Consider the following 23,305-nt stretch of genomic DNA (forward strand, 5'->3'; position numbering starts at 1 on the left):
GATAAGAATGGCTTCGGTAAACCGCTTTATTCAATTCAATAACGAAACATTGGATACAAAAATGCTTCATCAAATGGAAATGCTTGCCGGTGCGTTGGCAGATGCCCCATATCTTAAAGTGACCACCCGGAAATTGATGGAAGTGCGCCCTTCCGAATCGGCCATTTCCATTAGTGTCTTTTGGAAGCACCGCCCGAAGCATGTTGAACGCATGGGGTACAAATCGGATGTGTATTTGCTGGGAGCAGGCTATTGGCGCCATTTTGACTTGAAAGCTTGGCGCAATTTTGCCCGGGCAGAATCCAGGCTTCCCGAACTTAAGGAACAATTGCTGTTATGTGCAGAAGAATTCCGGCTGACGGAGAAAGTTGCCAAAGAGCGGCCGGGAACGGCGGGCGCTTTTTCAGTAAGGGAAACTGTCTATGCCGACTACCACAAAAACCAGTTTCAGCAGAACCGGCAGAAAGGCTTTGCGGCGGATGCTTTCTTGAATGCCGCCTATTTGCGGCTGCGCGGAGAAGAAGCTGTCGTGAGTGATGCGCTGGAGCCGTTATTTTATACGTGGACCCATTTGTTCGACAGCCGATCGACCAGCGATTCGGTCCGGGTTGTCGAACAGTTGATGATGAAGCTCGAGTATCAGATGGAAACGGATATGATCCATACTTATTACACTTTCGGAGAATCTGCTGAAAAGGTGCCGCCTTTCCATTATCATGAAGGCGTCGAGGCCGAGCAAACGGAAAAGGAAGAGGAAATAGAAACGATAGAAGAATGGTTTCAATCCTGGCATCGTGAAACAGAACTTTCAGAAGCGCCTGCAATGGAATTTGAGCTTGAGCGTGGAGATTCCCAGTTTGCAGAAGGCGGCAGGGAAGAGCAAGGCGATGCGGAAGTGCAGCAAACGGCCCGTGGCGCATCACAAGGCGACCATTTGGAAGAGAACGAGGAAGAAGACCGCCAGATGGACAAGGCCCCGAAAACAGCGAATGGCAAATTCGGCTCGGCCAATGACCAGGTTGTCTATAGCGAAAGCCGCATCCATATCAAGCCCGATGGACAGCCGCTTATCGACAGTTGGCGTAAAAAGCAGGCGCCGTTCGTAAAGGCATTGTTGAAGGAATTAAAAAAACGAATGAATCAGCGGCAGGAAAGCGTCCGCCAAAATTTGAACGCGGGCCGCTTATCAAAAAACTTGATGCCTCTTCTCATTGACGAGCGCCCAAAGCCATTTTATAGGAAAACTGCGCCGTCAAAAGAACTGGATGCAGTGTTTTGCCTGTTAATTGACGGCTCTGCATCGATGATCGACAAGCTTGATGAAACAAAACAAGCGGTCCTCCTGTTCCACGATGTGCTGAGGGGCTTGAACGTGCCGCATGAAATTGTGCTATTCTACGAAGATGCTTTTGAAGCGAGCGACGCCAGCCAGCCGAATTATTTTGAATGGCTTCACAAATTGGAAGATGGAAATCGCGATCATTCACAGGCCATCTTTTCCATGGAAGCACATGAGGACAATCGGGATGGCTTTGCTATCCGCTGGATGTCCCAACGCATGAAAAGAAGGGAAGAAAAGCACCGGTTCATGCTGGTGTTTTCCGACGGGGAGCCGTCTGCCTACAATTATGCGGAAAATGGCATTGTCGACACGGCAAATGCAGTAGCGGAAGCAAAAAAACATGGGATTGAAGTGCTGCATTTGTTTTTGAGCAGCGATCCGATTTCCGATGAGCAAGCCGCTTTCTACCGCATGATGTATGGCAATAAATCCGTCAGCGCCGATTCACTGGAACAGTTTGTCGAACAAACGCTAAGGCTGCTGAAGCGGACGCTGCATCTGGTGATCCAATCTGGATGACGCGGCTGGGGGCGGCAAAAGCCAAATTGTTTCAAAAGAAAAGAATCGGCTTTGGCTTGTTCAAAGAAAACCCCGGAAAGCTTATGCTTTCCGGGGTCTCGCTTTTAATAGGGAGTTTTTTCTTCTTGGCCGTCATGTATGGCGAGCAGTCGTTGCTTAAGGTCTTCTTCCATTTTGCCAATTTCCACTTCTGCAGCTTTGCGGTTCCTGCGGCCTTCCGCCTGGATGCGGAGCGTTTCTTCGATTGTTGTCAGCAAGTTCTCCTGGGTTTGTTTCAATGTCTCGATTTCAACGATGCCCCGTTCATTTTCTTTGGCTGTTTCAATCGAATTCATTTTCAGCATTTCGGAGTTTTTCAATAACAATTCATTGGTTGTAGCAGTCACTTGCTTTTGGGCTTCCACAGCCTTCATTTGGCGGTTAAGCGTTAAAGCGATAGCAATCTGGTTTTTCCATAACGGAATGGAAGTCATGATAGACGATTGGATTTTTTCGGCAAGTGTTTGGTTCGTTTGTTGGATCATGCGGATTTGCGGCGCGCTCTGGATGGTGATTTGGCGCGACAGCTGCAGGTCGTACAGGCGTTTTTCCAGCCGGTCTAAAAATTGTGCCATATCGTTGACTTCCTGATAAGCCATCTGGTCGTTCGAAGCTTCCGCTTTTTTGCGGAGGGCCGGAATGGTCTCATTCATGATTTCGTCTCGCTTGAGTTCAGCAGCTGCTATATAGACATTAAGTGCCTGGAAATAAGTCTTGTTCTGGTCATACAGCTGATCCAGCATTTGGACATCTTCAAGCAGCCCGCGCTTGGCATGGTCAAGCTGAATGCTGATGCGGTCGACCTGGGTGCTCAACTTCTGGTATTTGGTCATCATTTCCTGGACAGAGTATTTCGCTTTCGCGAACATTTTGCGAAGGCCGGATTTCTTTTTCTGGGACAATTCTTCCGGATTCAGTTCTTGTAGTTTTTTCATCAAATCGTGCAGCACATCGCCGACCGGTCCAATATCCTTCGATTGGACATGGTCCAGCATTTTATGGGAAAACTGGCCCAACTGATTTTGGGCGTTGGCACCGTACGTCAAAATCGCTTCGTAATTTCCCGCAGGAATCTGCTTGGCCAGGTTGCGCGCTTTTTCTTGTTCGTCTTTTGACAGGCGTTCCATCAAAGCGACAGGCTGTCCGTTGTTTTTTTCTGCAATATTCGCTTCCGTTTTTTGGGGCTGATTGCCGAAAGGCGATCCGAGCAAATCATCCAGTTCACTTTGTGTTGATCGATTTTCTGTCATGGTCCATGTCTCCTTCACTGTCTGTTTGAGCTGGCATATTGAGCGGCGGGGTTTCCTGCTTGCCGAGGGTCATTTGTGCATATTCCAATTCCATCCGCAGCTGTTCAACGTCTGTGGACAAGACTTTTTTCAAATCCTTCTCCATGACGCCGATCATTGAACCGAGCGTATCCCGGGTATCCTGCAGGGCGATTTTCAATTCTTTGTCTTTGACCGGCTGCCCGACAAGAAGCGAGTACTTCTCTGTCAATTCAAGCGCCGAATCCAAATGGGAATAGAAAAACGGCTCTACAAGATAAAACTTTCGCGGGTTGTGCTGGACATGCGTGATGATCTTTTGTCCCAAGCGGACCATTTCCCTGATCTGCTTGTAATAAGAAATCGAACGGACCCGATAATAAGTTCCTTGCAGTTGTTTGATTTTCGTTTTTGCTTCTTTGAGTTGTGTCCGTACATGTTTATATTCGCTTCGTGTCATATGAAACCTTTTTGAGTCGGAAGAAAACTGAAATTGCTTTATGGTGGAGGTGCTTGCGATATAAGAACCGGCTGCCACAGCCCCGGATGCGATTATGCCTATTTCAGCCCCCAAATAAAGAACAGGAAAAACGGCTGTCATGATTGGCAGGCTGACTCCATGCCGAATGACGAATTTTTCAAATGGCTTCATGAAAAGGTCCTCCTTCTCTGCTTACTCTTTATACGTTTCGCCGAATAAAAAGTTTCGTCGATCTGCTTGCATATTCTTATTTTACGGGAAAGGGAAGGCCAATACAAACTTGCGGACTATCAGAAAATTTAAAAAAAGGTGGACAATCAAATCGCTTTTTGAGACAATTTATAGTAGAAAGAGATGAGGAGATATTGATAAAAAACGTTTTTTTTAATAAGTTTGAGTCCAAAAGACTAAAAGAATTTCAAAAATGTGCAGAAAAGTTAAAATTTTAGTAAGTTTTTAGATTTATTTGACTTTTTATGAAAAATTGATATAATTCAATTAAGAATTAAAAACACGCACCACAAAGAGCTATTCACCTATTCAAAAAAGTGATCAGCACGTGTTGGTACTTTTTTGAATATGTGAATTTTTTTATGGGAATTCCATATTGCAAATTTTTTATTCTCAGGAGGTTGTTCACATGCAACAAGGTACAGTAAAATGGTTCAATTCAGAAAAAGGTTTCGGATTTATTGAAGTTGAAGGCGGAGATGACGTATTCGTTCACTTCTCAGCGATCCAAGGCGAAGGCTTTAAAACGCTTGATGAAGGACAAAAAGTAGAATTTGAAGTAGAGGAAGGCAACCGCGGACCTCAAGCTACAAATGTAACTAAAATCTAATCTCCAAGACCCGCTCATCCATGAGCGGGTCTTTTTTTATGCAATCCGCTGCAATGGTTTGCTGAATCTGTCAGATCCCAATACAAGAGAAGGCCGCAGATGCCTTCTTTTGCGTTTTAAAGAAGCAGTTCAGGTATTTATACCCGCTCAAAAAAGATAAAAACAGCCGAAGGAAACTATATATTCTGACTATTCGGAGCTTTATTATGGATATAATTAGTTATCATTTTGAATAAAGCGAAGGAGAGAAGCCCTGTGAAAAAGAACCGGACAATTAGCTTTTGTTTTGTAGTTGTTTTGACGTTATTGAACTTTCCATCTGCAGCAGCCGCATCTGCCAGCAGCATCTCCGAAAAGGCCATCATCGATTCCGAAACAGGCCTGCCAAATTTCATCGCCGGGAAATTGACAGTTCCTTCACAAGACAAACCGGATGAAATTGTCCGTTCTTATTTGGCAGAGAAAGCGAAACTCTATTCCATTGAAAATCCCCGGGCAGAGTCGTTTGAAATCATCAGCGAAACGACAGACGAGTTGGGTTTCACCAATCTTAAGCTGCAGCAGCTGTATAATGGCATTCCTGTAGCCGGTTCAGTTTTATCTGCGCATATCGATAAAACAGGGGTATTGACTGCCGTTTCAGGAAACCTGGTTCCGGTTTCGCTGCTCGAGACAGTTGGTACAAGCGCTTTTTTGCCGCCTGCAAAGGCAGCGGCAGCGGTTTCAGCGGATTTGGCGGCAAAGCTGGGTTCTGCTCCCAAAATCGTCCAGGCGGAAAATCCATCCCTTGTCATCTTTGTCGAGGCTGGCAAAGCGAGGCTGGCCTATAGCAGCGAAGTTGAATTTCTGGATCCTGAACCAGGAAATATGCGTTATTTTATAGACGCGGAGAACGCCGGAATTCTAACAGCCTATAACCAAATCCATCAAGTGGATCCGGTAGGAAAAGATGCCGTTGCGGCCGGAAAAGGGCTAAGGGGCGATAAAAAATCCGTTCAAACTGTTAAAAATGGTGAAGGGACATTTTTGATGGACCGGACGCGCGGCAAAGGCATACTGACATATGATGGCGCTAATCTGCTTGAATTGCCGGGCAAGCTCTGGAAAGACGGGGATGGTGTTTTCAACAAAGCTTATGACGGTGCGGCAGTTGATGCCCATGTATACGCTGGCCAGACATATGATTATTTCAAGACTCTACATGGCCGTACGAGCTACGATGGCAAAGGCGCCCGCGTGATTTCGACTGTACATTATGGAACGGATTACAACAATGCTTTTTGGAGCGGATCGCAGATGGTTTACGGAGATGGGGATGGCATACTTTTCAGCCCGCTGTCAGGCTCTCTTGACGTGGTCGCCCATGAGTTGACCCATGCAGTCACCGCTTCGACAGCAAATCTGGTTTACCAAGGGGATTCAGGGGCGATCAACGAGTCGATTTCCGATGTGTTCGGCGCGTTGGTGGAAGGCCATTACGGCAAACGTCCTGACTGGTTGATCGGCGAGGACATCTATACGCCAAAACAGAAAGGCGATGCGCTTCGTTCACTGGCTGACCCCACCGTGCAAGGACAGCCGGACCATTACACAAAAATCTACAGAGGAACGGATGATTACGGGGGTGTCCACATCAATTCAGGGATCGGCAACAAAGCTGCGTTTTTGATGGCCAATGGCGGGACCCATTACAGCGTGACCGTAGAAGGGATCGGCGCAGGCAAAACTGGAAAGGTCCTTTACCGTACACTGTCCCAATATTTGACTCCCAATACGACATACCGGCAATATCAGGCTGCAGCCGTCCAAGCGGCAACCGATTTGTACGGAGCATCGAGCAAAGAAGTTGCCAGTGTGAAAGCGGCCTTTGCAGCGGTCGGGTTAAAGTGAATTGGGCTGGAAAAGAACCGTTTTTGGACGGTTCTTTTCTTTTATGGGCAGAAACAAGGGGGACGGGAAGAGGGCGAAGACAGCAAGCGGGTGATTTTGACGCCTCCCTGCTCCTAAGTTTGACGGATGTTCCGTTCAGGGTATAAAGAAAGACATTGAAAAGTACAAATCGGAGGTTTTATGGTTGAACAACGGGAGAGGGCATGTGAAATCATTTGATGCAGACATAGGAAATGGCTTTATCGAAGGAGAGGACGGGGAGTTGCTCTTCGTCGAAAAAATCAATATCGATATGGATTTGGAAGTGCTGATGCCTGGTCAGCAAGTCACTTTCACCATTATCCAAGGAACGCCTGAAAAGGAACGGATCGCCACGAATGTTAATATGGCCTTCTGAAGAACTGCGGCTTCCTTTTGAAAAAGGCGGTCTTTTCCGATTTTTCAAAGACGCTGCCGTTCCGCATATCAGAAGTTTTGATTGTTAGGAAAAAAGGTATAGAAGCTTATAGAAATTGAGAGGGGAGATAAGATGACGAACGAATATTTAAGCAAGCCGCTGCCAAGCGTAGAAGAACAGCAGGACTTCTACCAGAAACTGCGCGCAAAAGTGCAGACATGGCTTGACAATAAATCAGGTATGGTAGGAAAACTGGGCAAGTATGTGCTGTTTGCGCCTGACTTGTTTCATCTGTTGACAAAAATGATGTTCGATAACCGGATCGACGCAAAAAGCAAAGGCATGGTCGGCGCCGGTATTTTATACTTTTTCGCTCCATTGGATTTCCTTCCGGAGATTCTGGTTGGACCTGGAGGATTTGCCGATGACGTAGTGGTTGCGGTCTATATCGTCAATACGCTCCTTAACAAGTTCCCGAGTGAAATCATCGAAGAACATTGGGCAGGGGATGAAGAACTGCTAAGCGTTGTCCGAGGCATTTCGGATTCAGGCAGCAAATTCGTTTCAAAACTGCCTGCAGGACGGCTGGTCAAACGATTCTTGAAATAATGAAAAACCCGCGGCTAGCAAAGCCGCGGGTTTTGTTATGGGAACCCGGAATGGAAAGAAGATGGGTTCCGACTTTAGAACAGGGGATTCCACCTTTGTTTGACCAGGGAAAATCAAAAGCCTTCAGATCCATATGGGAAGTGAAGGCTTTTGAAAGTGTTTAGTTGGTGATGCCTTGTGTTTCTTTCCACTCCAAAAATTCATCATAAGTCAATTGCTTGTCAAGGATCGATCCGTCTTCACGGATTTCAATCACTCGGTTGGCAATGGTCTGGATAAATTGATGGTCATGGGAAGTGAAGACCATGGCGCCTTTGAAGGCGATCAAGCCGTTGTTCAAGGCTTGGATGGATTCCAGATCCAAGTGGTTGGTCGGCTCATCCAGCAACAAGACGTTGGCATGGGATAGCATCATTCTCGACAGCATGCAGCGGACTTTTTCGCCGCCTGACAGGACAGATGGTTTCTTTTTCACTTCTTCGCCGGAGAACAGCATTCTTCCAAGGAATCCGCGAAGGAAAGTTTCGCTTTCATCTTCAGGGGAATACTGGCGCAGCCAGTCCACTAGCGATAATTCATTGCCTTCGAAGTAAGCGGTATTGTCGATCGGCAAGTATGCGCGGGAAGTTGTGACACCCCAGCGGATAGACCCTGCAGCCGGCTCGTCTTCTTCAGCGAGTATGCGGAGAAGCGCCGATTTCGCCAATGGATCGCCGAGCAAAACGATTTTATCGTCTTTGTTCATATTGAAGTTGATGTTGTTCAACAGCTGATTGCCGTCAACTTGCTGGCTCAAGTCTTTTACCGCCAGTACGTCGTTGCCGATTTCACGGCCGATCGTGAAATTGACGAACGGGTATTTCCGGGAAGAAGGGCGGATATCATCCAATTGGATTTTATCAAGCATTTTCTTCCGGGATGTTGCTTGCTTCGATTTGGAAGCGTTCGCCGAGAAACGGGCGATAAACGCCTGAAGCTCTTTGATCTTTTCTTCTTTTTTCGAGTTTTGGTCAGAAGCCAAGCGTGTCGCTAACTGGCTGGATTCGTACCAGAAGTCGTAGTTTCCGACATATAGCTGGATTTTACCGAAATCCAAATCCGCAATGTGCGTGCACACTTTGTTTAGGAAGTGGCGGTCATGGGATACGACGATAACGGTGTTTTCAAAGTTGATCAGGAATTCTTCAAGCCATTTGATGGCATTCAAGTCCAGATGGTTGGTTGGCTCATCCAGCAAAAGAACATCCGGTTTGCCGAACAGGGCTTGGGCAAGCAACACTTTCACTTTGTCAGAACCGGACAATTCGGCCATTTTCTTGTCGTGCAGATCCTCGGTTATCCCAAGGCCCTGCAAGAGGATTGCCGCTTCCGATTCAGCTTCCCAGCCGTTCAGTTCCGCGAATTCGCCTTCAAGTTCAGCAGCGCGCATGCCGTCTTCATCTGAGAAATCTTCTTTCATATAGATGGCATTTTTTTCGGACATAATCTCGTAAAGCTTCTTATGGCCCATGATGACCGTTTCAAGGACAGCATGTTCTTCGTACTCAAAGTGGTCCTGCTTCAATACGGCCAAGCGTTCGCCGGAACCCATCGTAACATTTCCGGATTGTGCTTCAATATCACCGGACAAGATTTTGATGAACGTCGATTTCCCGGCGCCGTTTGCACCGATCAAACCGTAGCAATTTCCTGGGTTGAATTGAATGTTCACGTCTTCAAACAATTTGCGGTCGCCAAAGCGAAGACTTACATCATTTACTGCTATCATTTTTACGTACCTCCTAAATTTCACAATAAGAAGAGTATACCACGAAACGGCGGGAAATCGATAGCAATCGACCGTCGTCTGGGATAAACTTAAGCAGAATGTTTTTTTCTATTTATATTTTCTCTCTTTGTAAGCATCGAGCAAGCCAAGGTCTTTGTTCAACAAATATTCCATCCGGACATAGTCTTTGCGATTTGGAATATGCTCCTTTGTCAAACCTTTCATGGAAAAGATGAAATAATAGCCGCCGATCTGGCGGAACAGCACCACTACGTGCGGAAATTCATCGAAAACAGCTTTAATATTGTAGCGTTTCGCATAGCTCCAATTTATCAGTTTCATCGGGTTACCTGCCTTTCACACCTCTATCTTAATCAAAAGCGGCGGGGAACACAAGTTTGTATATATACATATGTCTGGAGGGAATTCCACGTGGCAGTTCAACCCCGAAAATCAGCTTTAGGCTTGATGGTTGCGGCTATATTTCTCATTTCACTGAACCTGCGCCCGGCCATTTCATCCATCGGTCCGCTTCTGGAAACGATACGGAGCGACTTGGAGTTGACCAACAGCGAAGTGAGCCTGCTGACGTCGATTCCGGTTTTTTGCATGGGGCTTTTTGCGCCGTTTGCGGTATGGGTCAATCGAAAGTTCGGCATCAAAAGCGGCATCACGATTTTGTTGGCAGCGATCGGCTTGTCCACTTTGCTCCGTGGGCTTGTTCCATCCTATACTGTCTTGTTTATCAGCTCTTTTTTCATCGGCCTTTCGATTGCGGTCATCGGTCCGCTGCTTTCCGCCATGATCAAACGGAATTTCCCGACGCGGACAGCTCCGCTGATCGGAGTTTATTCATTCGGCCTCGGTTTTGGCGCGACATTGGCTGCGGGGCTTACCGGCATCTTTTATGCTGGGGCAGGTTGGCCGTTCGCATTGGCGGTCTGGAGCTTGCTGGCGATTGCCGCCATCAGTTTATGGCTCCGCGTCAACCCCCCTGAGCAGCAGGCGGGAAAAGAAGAAATGGGAGAAGTGCCGGCTGCAAGGTCACCATGGAAAAGCAGACGGGCATGGCTTATGCTTATCTTTTTCGCGTTTCAATCATCGCTTTTTTTCTCGGCGATCACGTGGCTTGCTCCCATTGCTATAGACAAAGGGTTGTCGGTGCTCGCTGCGGGAGCCGTTTTGACATTGATGTCCGCTGTCCAGCTTTTGGGCAATCTATCCATTCCGCTGCTGCTTGAAAGGTTTCCGGGCCGCCTGTTATGGATCGGGCTCAGCCTTGCTGCCGGTGCAGCCGGGACCATCCTGCTGTTAGCCGGCGGAACAGCCTCCGTCTGGATTGCTGCGGCTCTGCTTGGGCTGATGCTGGGGGGCTTGTTCCCGTTGGCTCTGCTTATGCCGCTTGATGAAAACACTTCAGCGGAAGGGGTCAACAGCTGGACAGCCATGATCCAAACGGGCGGCTATCTTGTTTCCAGTGTGATGCCTTTCGCAATCGGAGTGCTGTACGACCACTATGCTACGCACAGCATCACCCTTGCCCTGTTTTTAGGATTCATCGCCATATTGGGAATCTTTGCATTCCTGCTTTATCAAAAACGCCAATAAGAAAAGCGCTGCAAAGCGCAGCGCCTGTTCATTTCGAATAGAAACTCTTTTCCCTAGCAACCAGAATCAAAAAATCTCTGAAGGCCCTTGCATAAGAAACGAAAAACCAGGAAAGAACTAGCGAAAAAAAAGGGAAGATGATGCACCAGGAAAAAATCATGGCAATCGGGATCGGAGCTCCAGGAAACGTATGCGGGAAATACCAGCTGTTGTAAGCCAAAGTCACCGCAAGCGTTGTTATCGGCCCCATGTATATTTTTTTGCTGGCCGCTGCAGCGAAGATTCCAATGCCAATAACTACAAGCGGAACAAACACGACTTGCATGATGAACGGATCGATGGTTTCAATTAGGTTCACAAAAACTCCTCCTGGATGCCTAAAATGATATATAGAAGAGGGGAAGCTATATTCTCCTAATTTGATTTTAAATAAACAGAAATGTCTGTCAATGGTTATATTTTCTAAATTGATAAATTGCTCTTCTTTAGAGTGTTTTTCAGCTAAAATAGAACAGGAAATTTGTATGGGAGAGAAAAAAATGGATAAATACAACACGATATTGTTTGATGTGGACGATACATTATTTGACTTTAAAAAATCAGAGATTAATGCTTTACATAATACTTTTATGGAATACAAAATGCCTGAAGGATTATCCGACTATCATGAGAGCTACCGGCAAATCAGCCACAAGCTGTGGAGTGATCTGGAAAACGGGGAAATCGGTCTGAGAGACCTTGGCATCGAACGCTTCAAACGCCTGTTCCTGGAACACCAACTGGAAACGGATGCTTTGCTTTTCAACCGTTCCTATCTTGGAAATCTGGGCAATGAATCTCATTTGATGCCGGGGGCGTCTGAACTCTGCAGACAGCTCTCCGGGTATCGGCTGGCGATCATCACAAACGGCTTCGGCGAAGTGCAGCATGCCCGGATTCGAAATTCGCCGCTTTGCAATTTCTTTGAGCATATCATCGTATCGGAAGAAACCGGCTATCAAAAACCGCACCAAGGAATTTTCGATTACGCATTCAAAAAACTGCAGCTTACGGATAAGAGCAAAGTGCTGATGGTGGGCGATTCGCTTCAATCGGACATCCAGGGAGGCATAAATTACGGCATCGACACTTGCTGGTTCAATCCTCTGCAAAAGGAAAATCTGACGGCATTCTCACCGACTTATGAAATCCAACATCTTTCAGAACTTGCGGAAATCATTTCCGGGACAAAAGAAAAAAGCTGACGCATCACGCGTCAACTTTTTTCCAATTCTCTTCGATGAATTCCACTCTGCCGGATTTCGCCAAATCTTCTTTGTATTCTTCGGGACTTTTCTTGTAGAAGTCCTGATGGTAATCTTCTGCATCATAGAATGGAGCGGCGTCCAATATTTCCGTGACAACCGGCTTTTGGAAGCGGCCGCTGTCAGCCAGCGCCTGTTTCGATTGTTCCGCCAGTTCGCGCTGCTTTTCGCTGTGGACGAATATGGCGGGACGGTACTGCAGCCCCCGGTCCTGGAATTGGCCTTCGTTGTCGGTCGGATCGATTTGCTGCCAGAATATCTCAAGCAATTGCTCATATGGAAAAACGTCTGGCTGGAATGTGATTTCCACTGCTTCCAAATGTCCAGTTGTTCCGGTTTTCACCTGTTCGTAAGTCGGGTTTTCAACATGTCCGCCTGTATAGCCTGAAACCACCTTTTCGATGCCGTCAAACTGGTCGAACGGTTTGACCATGCACCAAAAACAGCCGCCTGCGAATGTCGCTTTTTCTGTCATGAATGGTTGTCTCCTCTCGCCTGTATAAGGTGAATTTTATCATTACCGTGGTTTTCCGACAAACAAAATGTTTTAAACAAAAAAAAGAAACTTCCTGGTGCGAATGGACGTCTTATGGCTATAGGAATTGTAGAAAGGAATGTCATCCAATGGAACAAGAACAACAAATAAGAAGAAACCGGCGCAAGAAAAAAAGATTTCGTCTGCGCGGATTGCTTTTCTTGCTGCTGATTGCCTTTTTGGCGATAGGCGCTTATGTATTTTTGCAATTCCAAAGCGGCCATAAACTTGCTGAAGAAAATTCGGAATTGCCGACCATCGCATTTGATGGGGATCCTGAAAATGAAGATTATTCAAACATCCTGGTGCTGGGTGTAGATGCCCGCGGCGAAGAAACTTCCCGCACGGATACGATGATGCTCGTATCGCACAATAAAAAAACAGACGAAGTGATAGTCACTTCCTTCATGCGCGATATTTATGCGACCATTCCCGGCTATCAATCATACAAATTGAACACAGCTTATTATCTGGGGGCAGTCGAAGGCGGAATGGAAGGCGGAGTGGATTTGCTGGCCGACACTTTGCGCACGATGTTCGGGCTGGAGATTCAGCATTTTGCGCTGATCGACTTCAAGAGTTTTGAAAAGCTGGTCGATATCTCGGCACCGGATGGCGTAGAAATTGATGTCGAAAAGGAGATGTCCAAAAACATCGGCGTGACGTTAACTCCAGGCGTCCAAAAATTGAACGGCAAAGAACTTCTTGGCTATGCGCGTTTCCGTGCTGATGATGAAGGCGACTTTGGCCGTGTGCGGCGCCAGCAGCAAGTAGTCTCAGCCATGAAAGACGAACTGATTTCCGTTTCGGCAATTCCGAAATACCCGAAACTGGCGGGAGCTGCCCAAGGCTATATCCAGACGGATTTGACCGCCGCCGACCAGATCAAAATGGCGACGAGCATCGCGATGAACGGCGGGACAGGCGTGGAGCGCTTGACGCTTCCGGTTGAAAACAGCTATACGTTCACGAATTATGCGCATGCCGGTTCTGTCATTGACATGGATATCGAGCAAAACAAGCAGGCTTTGAGCGGATTTTTATCACAACCGCTTGATTAAAGAGTCTGATAATATGTTAAAATTAGATTGGGGTTACAACAGACATAGAAAGTAGGAGTGGAATGGAGCCGGAAAAACAATCTTTCTTCTCAACTAATTTCATTCGTTTTCTCGGTGGCACAAACACGTTATTTGCCTTGATTGCGCTTGTTTTGATCGGTTTGGTCATTTTCATCTTCCGTGAAGTGTCATTTATTTTCAATCCACTGCTCGTGTTCATGAAGACAATCGTGCTGCCAGTCATATTGGCGCTCGTTTTGTATTACTTGCTCCGTCCGGTGCTGCGGTTGCTTGAAGGCCTGAAAATCCCGAGAATCTGGGGGATAGTCATCATATTTGTTGGGGTGACAGGCATGTTGACCTTATTGATCGTACTGGTGGTGCCTTTTTTAAGGGAGCAGACCCAGACGCTGATCATGGAGTTTCCAACCTATTTCATGCAGCTGCTGACAGATACGGATGCATTCTTGCGCAATAATGCATATATCGGCGAGTATTATGTCAATTCGAGCTTCAATATCGAGGAGCTGCTGACAACGCTGCCGGACACGATCAATGAAACGTTCGAGACGACAGCGACTACGGTGCTGACAGGCATTACAGGATTTATTTCCACTGTGACGGGCGTGATCCTATCGATTATCATCGTGCCGTTCATCTTGTTCTATTTGCTGAAAGACGGTGAAAAACTGCCTGAAACTTTCATTCACGCGTTGCCGCCCCGTTTCCGCCAGGACACTCGGGTGGTGCTGAAAGAGGCGGACAAGCAAATCGGTGCTTATATACAAGGAAAACTGATCGTCGGTGCTTTTATCGGCGTCATGGTGTATATAGGGTTCCTGATCATTGGCCTGGATTATGCGCTGCTGTTCGGTTTTATCGCAGGGGTGACGAGCATTGTGCCATATATCGGCCCAGCCATTGCGTTTGCGCCAGCTGCCATTGTGGCGATCGTCATTTCCCCCTTCATGCTCGTGAAGGTCGGTATTGTATGGACCATTGTCCAAATACTGGAAAGCAACATCATTTCCCCTCAAGTCATGGGGAAAACGATGATTATCCACCCGATCACCATCATTTTTGTGCTCCTGACAGCAGGCTCATTGTTTGGCATTGTCGGTGTAATATTCGGTATACCGGCATATGCGCTGGTCAAAGTACTGGTGGCCCATATGTATAAGTTGTTCAAGCGCCGCTATAACAAACATGAAGCCAATCTGGAAAATCATTACGACTACACAGAGCTTCTTTGACGGTTTAAAGAAGCCTGTGTTGTGGTAAATATTGATTACTTATACTTGGAGGTTGTCACTATATGAAGTTCCGCGAGTTTTTAACAAGCATAGGTTTTGGTTCCATGAAAGTTGAAACGGTAATTGAAAGGCCGCATCTGGATGAAGGGGAAACCTTGAATGGCACGATTTACTTCCATGGCGGCGATGGAGAACAAGATGTCGAATACGTCGAATTGAAAGTGATCAAATTGGTGGAGGATTACCGTGAAGACAGTGATTTCGACTATATCGAAACCGTGGTCGGCAAGCAGTCGATAGAATTTGCGGGATCCGTCAAATCAAAAGAAACCATCATGAGGCAGTTTGAGATTGTCCCGGATGAACGCTGGCTTTTCAACAACGAAAAAACGAAGCTTATTGTACGTACAATAGTCCATATCGACAACGGCATAGATGTTGAAGACGAAGATGAAATTACATACGGAAAAGGGGAGGGCTGATTCCAGCCCTCTTTTTTTCATGGACGGAAAAAGGATGGAAACTTCAGAAAGAGAGATAATAAAATCGCTTCATGCAGAAATGAAGTTTTAACAGGAACTACTGGCGCTTTTACTTGGATCAGCGAAGGCCTTTCATGGAAAACAGATTTCTGTCCGATAGCTGAAGGGGTGGATGGATTTCAGGGCCAGGCCGTTCAAAAATCATTGGTTGGAGGAAAAGTTTGTTCGGAGAAATAAATGTAATAAATTACATAAGGTAATATTGAAAAACAAAACAAGCAAACAAGAAAAAACCGTCTGCAAAAGCAGACGGAAAAAATCAGTTGCTTAGAACTATGCCTGCGGCACAGCTGCCGACCAGGACTGATGAAAAAAGAATGGCCATGAAAAGATCTGTCCGGGTCACCGTGACCGGACGAAAAAATTCTGTCCGGGCAGCACCCGTAAAACCACGAGCTTCCATGGCGAATGCCGCGCGTTCCGCTTTGCGGACAGCGCCGGCAAGCATCGGCAGGAGAAGGCGGCGTAGGTTCAAAAGCCGCTGCCACCAGTGCTTTTCGACAAGGACGCCGCGAAGGCGCTGGGCTTGCTGGATTTGGATGAATTCGTCTTTCAGGACGGGCAAAAATTGATAACTGACCATTACACTGTATGCAAGTTTAGGTGGAAGTTTCAATTGCTGCATCAAGCTCATGACAAATTTCACCGGATCTGTCGTCAGGGCGAACAACAGTGAAAGGGTCGACAAGGCCATTACACGGAAAGACAACGACAAAGCGTGTTTCCACTGCTCTTCAGTCACCGAAATTCCGGCGAACGTCCAAAGGATTTCACTGGTGTCGTCTGCGCCAAATACTAAAGTGGTCCATAAATAACCGAAAGACCCGAGAGTAAAAGGCAGCATCATCAAGCACCAGAGTTTCCAGTTCACGCGGCTTAAGAACAGCTGCATCAACACGATGGCGAGCCAGAAGATGGCCGGTGTCCAAGGATCAAAGAAAAACGCCAGCGTCAACATGGATCCTGTCACAAGGACGAATTTTATTGACGGATTCATTTCATGCAAAAGATCCTGCATAGCGATCAGCTCCTTTTGGCGGCAAAAGTTGGTGGGAAGCAAGGAGCTGTTCATCGCCCCAGACTTCGCTTGCCGAAAACTTGCCTGTCATTTTGCCGTCTTTGATGAGCAAGACGGAATCCGCCACTGCAGCTGCAAATTCCATATCATGGGTGACAATTAAAAAGGTAAGGCCTTCTTGCACCCGTTCATGGATCAATGCAAACAACTCCTGTAACGCTGCGGAATCCTGGCCGGAAGTCGGTTCATCCATCAAGAGCACCGGATGGTTGTCGGCAAGCATCGCCCCAATTGCGACACGCCGTTTTTGGCCATGGCTTACTGAAAATGGGTGTGCATCCTTCAGCTGTACGAGCGCCAAGCGGTCCAGCAATTCTGCGACTTCTGATGGAGAGCTGGTGCCGGAAAAAGCCAGCTCTTTTTCGACAGTCTGCGCTAAAAATAAAAACTCTGGCGACTGAGGCACGTAGCCGATTCCGGAGGATTGGATGGTGCCGGATGAGCGCTTGTAAATCCCGCACAGCGCTTTCAACAGCGTCGATTTTCCGCTGCCGTTCGGGCCGGCGATGACCAGCACTTCGCCGCGTTTCGCCTCAAACGATAGGGAGGAAAGGAGCTTTTTGTTTTTGATCTCCACTGAAACTTGGTCTACAGCTAATGCGGTTGAAGATTCAACGGCTGAAACCCGTTCAGGAAAAAGGACCGGATTTTTTGGCTGGAAAAGTTCATCTGCTGTTATGCGGCCGGAGCGACCCATTGACAGTTCTCGGTCGAAAAAAGCGTCCCATAAATCCAGGCGGTGTTCTACTGCTATGACTGTCAAGCCGGCCTTTTTTTGCAGCCCGTCGAGCCAGATGATGAATTGCTGGGCCGTGAAAGGATCAAGGTGTGACAGCGGTTCATCCAGCAGCAGCACTTCCGGTTTCATGGCAAGAGCGCAGGCTGTTGCCACACGCTGTTTCATGCCGCTGGAAAGTGACTGGATAATAGAATGCCGAAGGGCCGACAAGCCGGTCAATTCCAATACTTCTGCAATCCTTCCTTCCATCGCGATACGGGGAATGTGAAGATTCTCCAATGTAAAAGCCAGTTCTTCTTCGACCGTCGGCATGCAAAACTGCGAATCCGGATCCTGGAAGACGGTCGCCACCCGGTGGTTTATTTCACCGGGCATGTATTCATCGGCCTGCTTGCCGAAGAGGCGGATTTCACCTCCAACGATGCCGTCGCAGTTTGCCGGATACAAGCGGTTCAGCAAATACAGCAATGTGCTTTTGCCGCTGCCGCTTGGACCGGAAATCACAAGTTTCTCCCCTTGGCGAACACTAAAGGAAACGCCATTCAGCGTATTTTTGGCATCTTCCGGAAAACGGAATGATGCATTCTGCAGCAAAAAGAGGTCTTCATGCACCCGCATCACCTTTTTTCGCGCGGGCAATAGCGTAGCCGCGGAGCGATCCGGTCGCAAGCAGGCTATCGGCCAGATATTTGCCGCCAATTCCCGCGATGATCATCCCGCTAAGCACCCGGAGCGTGAACATCAATGCCACAAAAGAAGGGTCGAGCGCTGCATAGCCGGACACGAAGTAGCCATAGACAAAACTGAACACGGCCGAACCTGCACCAGCAAGCATGAAGATGGCCAAGTTGAAGCGCTTGTAGCCGGTCAAAGCAAAGGCGGCTTCCGCACCCAGACCTTGGATAACGCCGGATAGGATGAGCCTTGGGCCCGCCGCGTTCCCAAGCATCACTTCGATTATCGCAGCGAGCGTTTCCGGAAGCACCGCGGCCCCGGGTTTACGGATAATGTGCATCGAGATGATCGAGACGATAAACCAAATGCCGAACATCCATTCATAGGCAATCGGCCCGATTGCGGCGGCCCAAATATTGCCCAAGTGGACAGCAAGCAAGTATACGATGCCGAAGACTACGCCAAACAAGGACATTAATACGATCTCTTTCAATTTCCAGGTTTTCAGCATGTCAAGCACCTCGGTGCGATGGGCTGTTGATGCTCATCGAGACAGTCATCACCAAATGGCGGTGCTCGTCCGACCGTGCATTGGTAAAAGCCTCTTCATAAAATGCGAACACATCATGGATATCCCCGTGGATGCCGCTCGCGTAATGCATTGATTCGTTAAAGACGCCGCGCTGTTTCGCCCGGTCGACTTCTCGGTAAATGACCGCCATGTAATCAGGGTTGTTCATCGGATAAAGCGCAAACTGGGATGATACGTATTGCTTGGTGGAATCTGTATTCAACAGCCTATCGTCTTTATCCAAATACACATCCCCCGCTGAATCTCCCGGGCAGCCGATTGAGAAAGTGCCTGAAAGGGCAACGTGTTCGCCGGTTTTCGCTGCGTGCAGAGTTAGCGCTTTTGCCACATTGAAAACATGATTCTGTTTGCCGCGGATAACCGTCGACACATCATCCGTATGCATCCAGACGTTCGAAGTGTCCGTCTCCTGGAGTGCTCCTTTGATTACTTTGATAAAATCCCCGGTCATAGGGTGCAGGGAAAAGCGAAATCCCACAATCGGGCTCGTGCCGCATTGCAATGGTTCCATATCTATCTTCCTCCTTAAAAATTTGCACAAAAAAAGGCTGCATCCGCGAAGAAGCAGCCACTATCTCTATGCCAATAAATTCAAAAAGGATTTATCCAAGAAATGCGCCGCACTTCCTCACGCCAGTATTACCTGGATCGAGTCATAAGGGATCGAAGCTTGCGCTTGCATCTCAGCCAAAATGGGCACCCCTAGTGCAGAAAACGGTATGCAGTTTTTTGTGTAACGGGTGGTCCCGATAGCTTCAGTGTAGCGGATGGAAAGCGGGAAGTAAAGGGAAGATTGAGGACCGGCAGTTGCACGGCCCCATTCAGGCGGCGCGTGCCAGTTCATAATCTGGCACTTTTTTGAGGGCAGTTGCAAAAAAAGCGGGAAAATAAAATTTTTTCAAAAAATGATTGACGGCTCTTCGGTTTTCATATAAAGTTTGGTACATGCTTCAAACAACTACATATGGAAACTTATCAAGAGAGACCGAGGGACAGGCCCTAAGACGTCCAGCAACCTCCAGAGCAATCTGGAAAGGTGCTAATTCCTGCAGGATGATTTCATTCTGGGAGATAAACCAAATCCACTTTCGGTGCCTCTTTCAGAATGAAAGGGGCATTTTTTATTGGAAAGAGGAGAGCGCATTATGATCAGCATCAAAAATCTATCGAAAGACTACAAGACGAAAACCGGCACAGTCAAGGGCGTCGATGATGTAACACTGACGGTCAATGAAGGCGAAATTTTCGGCATTGTCGGCTATTCCGGTGCCGGCAAAAGCTCGCTGCTTCGCTGCATCAATTTGCTGGAGCGGCCGACGAGCGGCGAAATCCAAGTGGATGGATTGGATTTGACTGGCTTGAAAGGCGAGAAACTGCGGCAAGCCCGATTGAAGATCGGCATGATATTCCAGCATTTCTACTTGATCAGCCAAAAGACCGTTGCGGAAAATGTGGCCTTTGCCCTGAAAGCGGCCAGACTGCCGAAAGAGCAAACTGCGAAGCGGGTCGATGAGCTTCTTGAAATGGTCGGGCTATCAGACAAGAAAAACGTCTATCCGGCACAACTCAGCGGCGGGCAAAAGCAGCGCGTCGGCATTGCGCGGGCGCTTGCCAATAACCCGTCCGTCCTGCTCTGCGACGAAGCGACGTCCGCACTCGACCCAAATACGACTTTGTCCATACTGCGCCTGTTAAAGAAAATCAACCGGGAGCTGAATATCACAATCGTCCTCATCACCCATGAAATGAATGTCGTAAAAGAAATATGCGACCGCATGGCGATCATGCAAAGGGGCCGTGTCATAGAAGAAGGGGAGGTCTACGATATCTTCTCGGAGCCAAAAGCCGATTTGACGAAAGAATTCATTTCGTCTGTTGTGTCGTTCGACGTGCCCCAACCGATCCTGGCCGCTTGCACAGGCAGCATCATCAAAGTGCAGTTCAAAGGGGCTGTAGCGGGAGAAGGGGTCATCACCGATACCGTCCAGCATTTCGACGTGAAAGGCAACTTCCTCCATGGGTCTATCGAATACATACAAGAAAAGCCGCTTGGACTGTTTTTGATGGAAATCCAGGGGGATCCGGCGAATATCAACCGGGCCATCACATATATGGAAGGCCGGGGAGCAAATGTGGAGGTGATGCAAAATGGGCTTTGATTTTCAGCATATGATGGAACTTTGGCCGGACATATCAAAGGCGTTCGGCGAGACCTTGTATATGATCGGAATCTCTTTGGCGATTGCCATTGTCATCGGCTTGCCGCTGGGCATTGTGCTTTTTGTAACGGACAAGGGATTGTTCCTGGAAAACCGTTTTGTCAAATCTGTTCTCGGGTTCGTTGTGAATATGGTGCGTTCGATCCCGTTCATCATTCTATTGGTTGCGCTTATTCCGCTGACAAAGCTGTTGGTGGACTCGACAATCGGTCCCGCGGCGGCAAGCGTGTCGCTGTCTGTTGCAGCGATTCCGTTTTTTGCCCGCATCGTCGAGACATCGCTCCGGGAAATCGACAAAGGGGTCATTGAAGCCGCAGTGGCGGTCGGCGCCACTCCTTGGATGATCATCAAAGATGTGCTGCTTCCGGAAGCGAAAACGGGCATCGTCCAGGGCATCACCATCACCATCATATCATTGGTCGCCTACTCGGCCATGGCAGGAGTTGTCGGAGGCGGCGGCATCGGCGATTTGGCGATCCGTTTCGGCTATTACCGCTATGACAACACCATCATGATTGTCACGGTCATCATCTTGATTGTTCTCGTCCAGATTCTCCAGCAACTTGGGGACTGGACGTCAAAAGCAATAGACAAACGATAAAAAGGGGAGAAAAACACATGAAAAAATTCTTTTTGCCAGCCATCTTACTCGTCTTACTTGCACTGCTTGCCGCTTGCGGCGGAGAGGAATCCAGCGCCGACAGCAAAACGGTGAAGCTCGGAGGAACTGCCGGACCTTATAGCGACATGCTGAACAAAGCGTTCAAACCGGCTTTGGAAGAAAAAGGCTACACGGTGGAAATCACTGAATTCAGCGATTACATCCAGCCGAACAATGCGCTGAACAACGGCGACCTTGACGCGAACCTGTTCCAGCACTCTGTATACTTGGAGAATTTCTCGAAAGAGAACAATATGGACTTGACGGGGCTTATCACCGTACCGACTGCGCCGATGGGCATCTATTCCAACGTATTCAAATCGATCGAAGAAGTGAAAGACGGTGCGACAATCGCCATTCCGAACGATCCGGTCAACGCTGCACGCACTTTCCTGATTTTGCAGGACCATGGATTGATCACATTAGACCCGGCAGCTGAAGAACTGACAGTTTCAGAAAAAGACATCCAATCAAATTCAAAGAACCTGGTGTTCCAGCCGATCGAAGCCGGCGGTTTGCCGCGTGCTGTTGAAAGCTCTGATTTAGCAGCTGTTCCAGGAAACTTCGCTTTGGCGGCGGAAATGGATCTGCTTGATGCCTTGGTGCTGGAAGATATGCCGGACCAGTACCGCAATCTGGTTGCGGTGAAGACAGAAAACAAAGATTCAGAGCTGGCAAAAGACTTGGTGGAAATTGTCGAGTCGCCGGAATTTGAAGAATTGATCGATGCGGAATTCGAAGGATTCGGAAAACCGGAATGGATGAAATCTCGCTAGGAAAGAAGGGTCATTATGGAAGGAATCGTAGTAAAAGGAGCACCGGCTGAATACATCTGCAAAGTCGGCGTCCTTGGAGAACTCGAAGAAAAACTGTCCGCCAGGGGCATCCGTAAAGCGCTGCTCCTGACTGGCGATAAATCGTGGAAAGCGCTGCAGCCTTATTTCCCTGTCCTGGAGGCGGTGGACCTGACGATCGTAAAATATTGCGGGGAAAGTTCACTGGCTGAAATTGCGAGGATAGGCCAAATTGCCAAAGCTGTAGAGGCCGATGCCATTATCGGGGCCGGCGGCGGCAAGGTGCTCGACATTGCCAAAGGAGTCGCCCATGACAACAGCATCAGATCGGTGCTGGTCCCGACGCTCGCATCCAATTGCGCACCGTGGACGCCGCTTAGTGTGGTCTATTCGGAAGAAGGGACGATGACCCATTTTACGGTCTATCCTGAAAGCGTCGATCTGTTGCTGGTCGAGCCGCGAATTTTGCTTGACGCGCCGGTTTCGCTCCTTGTCGCCGGCATCGGGGACACAATCGCCAAATGGTACGAAGCGGACGTGCAAATCAGCCGCTTTGAAGATCCGCCAATTGCCTTGAAGGTTTCCCATTACACCGCGAAACTTTGCGCCGATGAAATGTTCCAGAACGCGGAATCAGCGATTGCGGACGCCGAACAAGGCAAGCTGTCGCAGCCATTTATCAAGGTTGTTGAAACCATCATCATGCTTGGCGGCATGGTCGGCGGATTCGGCGATAAATACGGCAGGGTTGCTGGAGCACACGCCATCCATAACGGCATGACCCTCTCCCCGGAATCGCACCATGCGCTCCATGGTGACAAAGTTGCGTACGGAGTTCTCGTTCAATTGGTGTTGGAAAGGAAATTCGATGAAATAGAGAAATTGGCGGCATTCTACAAGAAAATCGGTTTGCCGGTCTCTTTGGAGGACCTGAACATTCCTTCCACTTGGATCGAGGCGATAGCGGTTCAATCGACGCGCGAGAACGAGACCATCCATGTGCTGCAAGAAGAGCCTGTCACAGCGGAAAAAGTGGCTGCGGCCATGAGAGAGCTCGAGGAGTTGATGCTGGTAAAGTAAGGCCAAGCCT

The 23,305-nt window shown here is 48.1% G+C and carries 24 protein-coding genes and 2 riboswitches; of the genes, 14 read left to right on the top strand and 10 right to left on the bottom strand.

All coding sequences use genetic code 11. The features are described 5' to 3' along the window. The first annotated feature begins 7 nt into the window (after nucleotides 1–7). Complete coding sequence (locus FQV30_RS07970) at nucleotides 8–1,861, top strand: vWA domain-containing protein (RefSeq protein ID WP_146499640.1); 1,854 nt, start codon at nucleotides 8–10, stop codon at nucleotides 1,859–1,861. A gap of 104 nt (nucleotides 1,862–1,965) precedes the next feature. Here FQV30_RS07970 and FQV30_RS07975 read toward each other — a convergent pair whose 3' ends face one another. Then, the gene (locus FQV30_RS07975; RefSeq protein WP_146499641.1) at nucleotides 1,966–3,150 is read right to left on the bottom strand and encodes a toxic anion resistance protein; all 1,185 of its coding nucleotides are present in this window, start codon (nucleotides 3,148–3,150) and stop codon (nucleotides 1,966–1,968) included. After that, nucleotides 3,122–3,820: a 5-bromo-4-chloroindolyl phosphate hydrolysis family protein gene (locus FQV30_RS07980; RefSeq protein WP_146499642.1), complete on the bottom strand. Its 699-nt coding sequence runs from the start codon at nucleotides 3,818–3,820 to the stop codon at nucleotides 3,122–3,124. The genes FQV30_RS07975 and FQV30_RS07980 overlap by 29 nt, the downstream gene beginning before the upstream one ends. Nucleotides 3,821–4,289: 469 nt before the next feature. Between FQV30_RS07980 and FQV30_RS07985 the strand changes: the two genes are divergently transcribed. The 4 genes from FQV30_RS07985 to FQV30_RS08000 all read left to right on the top strand — a co-directional run bounded on the left by FQV30_RS07985 (nucleotide 4,290) and on the right by FQV30_RS08000 (nucleotide 7,386). Beyond that, nucleotides 4,290–4,490 (top strand): cold-shock protein, encoded by a 201-nt coding sequence (locus FQV30_RS07985; RefSeq protein WP_036803234.1) that lies wholly within the window; start codon nucleotides 4,290–4,292, stop codon nucleotides 4,488–4,490. Between the two features lie 255 nt (nucleotides 4,491–4,745). Further along, nucleotides 4,746–6,380, top strand: a complete 1,635-nt coding sequence (locus FQV30_RS07990) for a M4 family metallopeptidase (protein WP_146499643.1) — start codon at nucleotides 4,746–4,748, stop codon at nucleotides 6,378–6,380. Between the two features lie 184 nt (nucleotides 6,381–6,564). After that, nucleotides 6,565–6,777, top strand: coding sequence for a cold shock domain-containing protein (locus tag FQV30_RS07995; RefSeq protein WP_146499644.1), 213 nt, complete (start codon nucleotides 6,565–6,567; stop codon nucleotides 6,775–6,777). 132 nt (nucleotides 6,778–6,909) lie between these two features. Then, on the top strand, nucleotides 6,910–7,386 hold the full coding sequence (locus FQV30_RS08000; RefSeq protein ID WP_146499645.1) for a YkvA family protein: 477 nt from the start codon (nucleotides 6,910–6,912) through the stop codon (nucleotides 7,384–7,386). 160 nt (nucleotides 7,387–7,546) lie between these two features. On the opposite strand, the gene FQV30_RS08005 is transcribed toward FQV30_RS08000, so the two are convergent. After that, on the bottom strand, nucleotides 7,547–9,154 hold the full coding sequence (locus tag FQV30_RS08005; RefSeq protein WP_146499646.1) for an ABC-F family ATP-binding cassette domain-containing protein: 1,608 nt from the start codon (nucleotides 9,152–9,154) through the stop codon (nucleotides 7,547–7,549). A 108-nt stretch (nucleotides 9,155–9,262) separates the two neighbouring features. Continuing rightward, nucleotides 9,263–9,496, bottom strand: coding sequence for a hypothetical protein (locus FQV30_RS08010; protein ID WP_146499647.1), 234 nt, complete (start codon nucleotides 9,494–9,496; stop codon nucleotides 9,263–9,265). Between the two features lie 90 nt (nucleotides 9,497–9,586). Here FQV30_RS08010 and FQV30_RS08015 point away from each other — a divergent pair, with 90 nt between their 5' ends. Next, nucleotides 9,587–10,762: an MFS transporter gene (locus FQV30_RS08015; RefSeq protein WP_146499648.1), complete on the top strand. Its 1,176-nt coding sequence runs from the start codon at nucleotides 9,587–9,589 to the stop codon at nucleotides 10,760–10,762. A gap of 28 nt (nucleotides 10,763–10,790) precedes the next feature. Here the strand turns inward: FQV30_RS08015 and FQV30_RS08020 are convergent, their stop codons facing one another. Beyond that, a complete protein-coding gene (locus FQV30_RS08020) occupies nucleotides 10,791–11,120 on the bottom strand; it encodes a hypothetical protein (protein WP_146499649.1) in 330 nt (109 codons plus the stop codon). Nucleotides 11,121–11,301: 181 nt separating this feature from the next. Between FQV30_RS08020 and FQV30_RS08025 the strand changes: the two genes are divergently transcribed. Then, nucleotides 11,302–12,006: a YjjG family noncanonical pyrimidine nucleotidase gene (locus tag FQV30_RS08025; RefSeq protein ID WP_146499650.1), complete on the top strand. Its 705-nt coding sequence runs from the start codon at nucleotides 11,302–11,304 to the stop codon at nucleotides 12,004–12,006. A 4-nt stretch (nucleotides 12,007–12,010) separates the two neighbouring features. Here the strand turns inward: FQV30_RS08025 and msrA are convergent, their stop codons facing one another. Next, complete coding sequence (gene msrA, locus FQV30_RS08030) at nucleotides 12,011–12,541, bottom strand: peptide-methionine (S)-S-oxide reductase MsrA (RefSeq protein ID WP_146499651.1); 531 nt, start codon at nucleotides 12,539–12,541, stop codon at nucleotides 12,011–12,013. Nucleotides 12,542–12,690: 149 nt separating this feature from the next. Between msrA and FQV30_RS08035 the strand changes: the two genes are divergently transcribed. The 3 genes from FQV30_RS08035 (at nucleotide 12,691) to FQV30_RS08045 (ending at nucleotide 15,397) form a co-directional block, all read left to right on the top strand. Next, complete coding sequence (locus FQV30_RS08035) at nucleotides 12,691–13,662, top strand: LCP family protein (RefSeq protein ID WP_146499652.1); 972 nt, start codon at nucleotides 12,691–12,693, stop codon at nucleotides 13,660–13,662. Between the two features lie 62 nt (nucleotides 13,663–13,724). Beyond that, nucleotides 13,725–14,915 carry an AI-2E family transporter gene (locus FQV30_RS08040; protein ID WP_146499653.1) on the top strand — a complete coding sequence of 397 codons (1,191 nt, stop codon included), beginning with the start codon at nucleotides 13,725–13,727 and terminating at the stop codon, nucleotides 14,913–14,915. Nucleotides 14,916–14,977: 62 nt separating this feature from the next. Next, a complete protein-coding gene (locus FQV30_RS08045; protein ID WP_146499654.1) occupies nucleotides 14,978–15,397 on the top strand; it encodes a sporulation protein in 420 nt (139 codons plus the stop codon). Nucleotides 15,398–15,716: 319 nt separating this feature from the next. Here the strand turns inward: FQV30_RS08045 and FQV30_RS08050 are convergent, their stop codons facing one another. From FQV30_RS08050 to FQV30_RS08065, 4 genes are read right to left on the bottom strand one after another with little or no spacing between them, the layout of a single operon-like run. Next, complete coding sequence (locus tag FQV30_RS08050) at nucleotides 15,717–16,475, bottom strand: energy-coupling factor transporter transmembrane component T family protein (protein ID WP_146499655.1); 759 nt, start codon at nucleotides 16,473–16,475, stop codon at nucleotides 15,717–15,719. Next, entirely contained in the window at nucleotides 16,456–17,886 is a 1,431-nt protein-coding gene (locus FQV30_RS08055; protein ID WP_146499656.1) for an ABC transporter ATP-binding protein, read from the bottom strand. Before FQV30_RS08055 ends, FQV30_RS08050 begins: the two co-directional genes overlap by 20 nt. After that, nucleotides 17,879–18,460: an ECF transporter S component gene (locus tag FQV30_RS08060; RefSeq protein ID WP_146499657.1), complete on the bottom strand. Its 582-nt coding sequence runs from the start codon at nucleotides 18,458–18,460 to the stop codon at nucleotides 17,879–17,881. Before FQV30_RS08060 ends, FQV30_RS08055 begins: the two co-directional genes overlap by 8 nt. 1 nt (nucleotide 18,461) lies before the next feature. After that, nucleotides 18,462–19,052 carry a YkoF family thiamine/hydroxymethylpyrimidine-binding protein gene (locus tag FQV30_RS08065; protein WP_146499658.1) on the bottom strand — a complete coding sequence of 197 codons (591 nt, stop codon included), beginning with the start codon at nucleotides 19,050–19,052 and terminating at the stop codon, nucleotides 18,462–18,464. Between the two features lie 97 nt (nucleotides 19,053–19,149). Further along, nucleotides 19,150–19,255: riboswitch (TPP riboswitch) on the bottom strand. Between the two features lie 255 nt (nucleotides 19,256–19,510). After that, nucleotides 19,511–19,619: riboswitch (SAM riboswitch) on the top strand. Nucleotides 19,620–19,686: 67 nt separating this feature from the next. Here FQV30_RS08065 and FQV30_RS08070 point away from each other — a divergent pair. The 4 genes from FQV30_RS08070 to FQV30_RS08085 are packed head-to-tail and all read left to right on the top strand — an operon-like array spanning nucleotide 19,687 to nucleotide 23,295. Next, nucleotides 19,687–20,700: a methionine ABC transporter ATP-binding protein gene (locus FQV30_RS08070; RefSeq protein ID WP_146499659.1), complete on the top strand. Its 1,014-nt coding sequence runs from the start codon at nucleotides 19,687–19,689 to the stop codon at nucleotides 20,698–20,700. After that, on the top strand, nucleotides 20,690–21,361 hold the full coding sequence (locus FQV30_RS08075; protein ID WP_146497574.1) for a methionine ABC transporter permease: 672 nt from the start codon (nucleotides 20,690–20,692) through the stop codon (nucleotides 21,359–21,361). The genes FQV30_RS08070 and FQV30_RS08075 overlap by 11 nt, the downstream gene beginning before the upstream one ends. A gap of 17 nt (nucleotides 21,362–21,378) precedes the next feature. Then, the gene (locus FQV30_RS08080; RefSeq protein WP_146499660.1) at nucleotides 21,379–22,197 is read left to right on the top strand and encodes a MetQ/NlpA family ABC transporter substrate-binding protein; all 819 of its coding nucleotides are present in this window, start codon (nucleotides 21,379–21,381) and stop codon (nucleotides 22,195–22,197) included. A gap of 15 nt (nucleotides 22,198–22,212) precedes the next feature. After that, nucleotides 22,213–23,295 carry an iron-containing alcohol dehydrogenase family protein gene (locus tag FQV30_RS08085; RefSeq protein ID WP_146499661.1) on the top strand — a complete coding sequence of 361 codons (1,083 nt, stop codon included), beginning with the start codon at nucleotides 22,213–22,215 and terminating at the stop codon, nucleotides 23,293–23,295. Nucleotides 23,296–23,305 lie beyond the last annotated feature (10 nt).

Source organism: Planomicrobium sp. CPCC 101110 (genome assembly GCF_007859395.1).
Taxonomy (GTDB): Bacteria; Bacillota; Bacilli; order Bacillales_A; family Planococcaceae; genus Planococcus.

Excerpts from the sequence above, each read along its gene's own strand:
- FQV30_RS07970 (WP_146499640.1), top strand. The coding sequence starts at position 8 with ATGGCTTCGGTAAACCGCTTTATTCAATTCAATAACGAAACATTGGAT.
- FQV30_RS07975 (WP_146499641.1), bottom strand. The coding sequence starts at position 3,150 with ATGACAGAAAATCGATCAACACAAAGTGAACTGGATGATTTGCTCGGA.
- FQV30_RS07980 (WP_146499642.1), bottom strand. The coding sequence starts at position 3,820 with ATGAAGCCATTTGAAAAATTCGTCATTCGGCATGGAGTCAGCCTGCCA.
- FQV30_RS07985 (WP_036803234.1), top strand. The coding sequence starts at position 4,290 with ATGCAACAAGGTACAGTAAAATGGTTCAATTCAGAAAAAGGTTTCGGA.
- FQV30_RS08000 (WP_146499645.1), top strand. The coding sequence starts at position 6,910 with ATGACGAACGAATATTTAAGCAAGCCGCTGCCAAGCGTAGAAGAACAG.
- FQV30_RS08005 (WP_146499646.1), bottom strand. The coding sequence starts at position 9,154 with ATGATAGCAGTAAATGATGTAAGTCTTCGCTTTGGCGACCGCAAATTG.
- FQV30_RS08010 (WP_146499647.1), bottom strand. The coding sequence starts at position 9,496 with ATGAAACTGATAAATTGGAGCTATGCGAAACGCTACAATATTAAAGCT.
- FQV30_RS08025 (WP_146499650.1), top strand. The coding sequence starts at position 11,302 with ATGGATAAATACAACACGATATTGTTTGATGTGGACGATACATTATTT.
- msrA (WP_146499651.1), bottom strand. The coding sequence starts at position 12,541 with ATGACAGAAAAAGCGACATTCGCAGGCGGCTGTTTTTGGTGCATGGTC.
- FQV30_RS08035 (WP_146499652.1), top strand. The coding sequence starts at position 12,691 with ATGGAACAAGAACAACAAATAAGAAGAAACCGGCGCAAGAAAAAAAGA.
- FQV30_RS08040 (WP_146499653.1), top strand. The coding sequence starts at position 13,725 with ATGGAGCCGGAAAAACAATCTTTCTTCTCAACTAATTTCATTCGTTTT.
- FQV30_RS08045 (WP_146499654.1), top strand. The coding sequence starts at position 14,978 with ATGAAGTTCCGCGAGTTTTTAACAAGCATAGGTTTTGGTTCCATGAAA.
- FQV30_RS08050 (WP_146499655.1), bottom strand. The coding sequence starts at position 16,475 with ATGCAGGATCTTTTGCATGAAATGAATCCGTCAATAAAATTCGTCCTT.
- FQV30_RS08060 (WP_146499657.1), bottom strand. The coding sequence starts at position 18,460 with ATGCTGAAAACCTGGAAATTGAAAGAGATCGTATTAATGTCCTTGTTT.
- FQV30_RS08065 (WP_146499658.1), bottom strand. The coding sequence starts at position 19,052 with ATGGAACCATTGCAATGCGGCACGAGCCCGATTGTGGGATTTCGCTTT.
- FQV30_RS08070 (WP_146499659.1), top strand. The coding sequence starts at position 19,687 with ATGATCAGCATCAAAAATCTATCGAAAGACTACAAGACGAAAACCGGC.
- FQV30_RS08075 (WP_146497574.1), top strand. The coding sequence starts at position 20,690 with ATGGGCTTTGATTTTCAGCATATGATGGAACTTTGGCCGGACATATCA.
- FQV30_RS08080 (WP_146499660.1), top strand. The coding sequence starts at position 21,379 with ATGAAAAAATTCTTTTTGCCAGCCATCTTACTCGTCTTACTTGCACTG.
- FQV30_RS08085 (WP_146499661.1), top strand. The coding sequence starts at position 22,213 with ATGGAAGGAATCGTAGTAAAAGGAGCACCGGCTGAATACATCTGCAAA.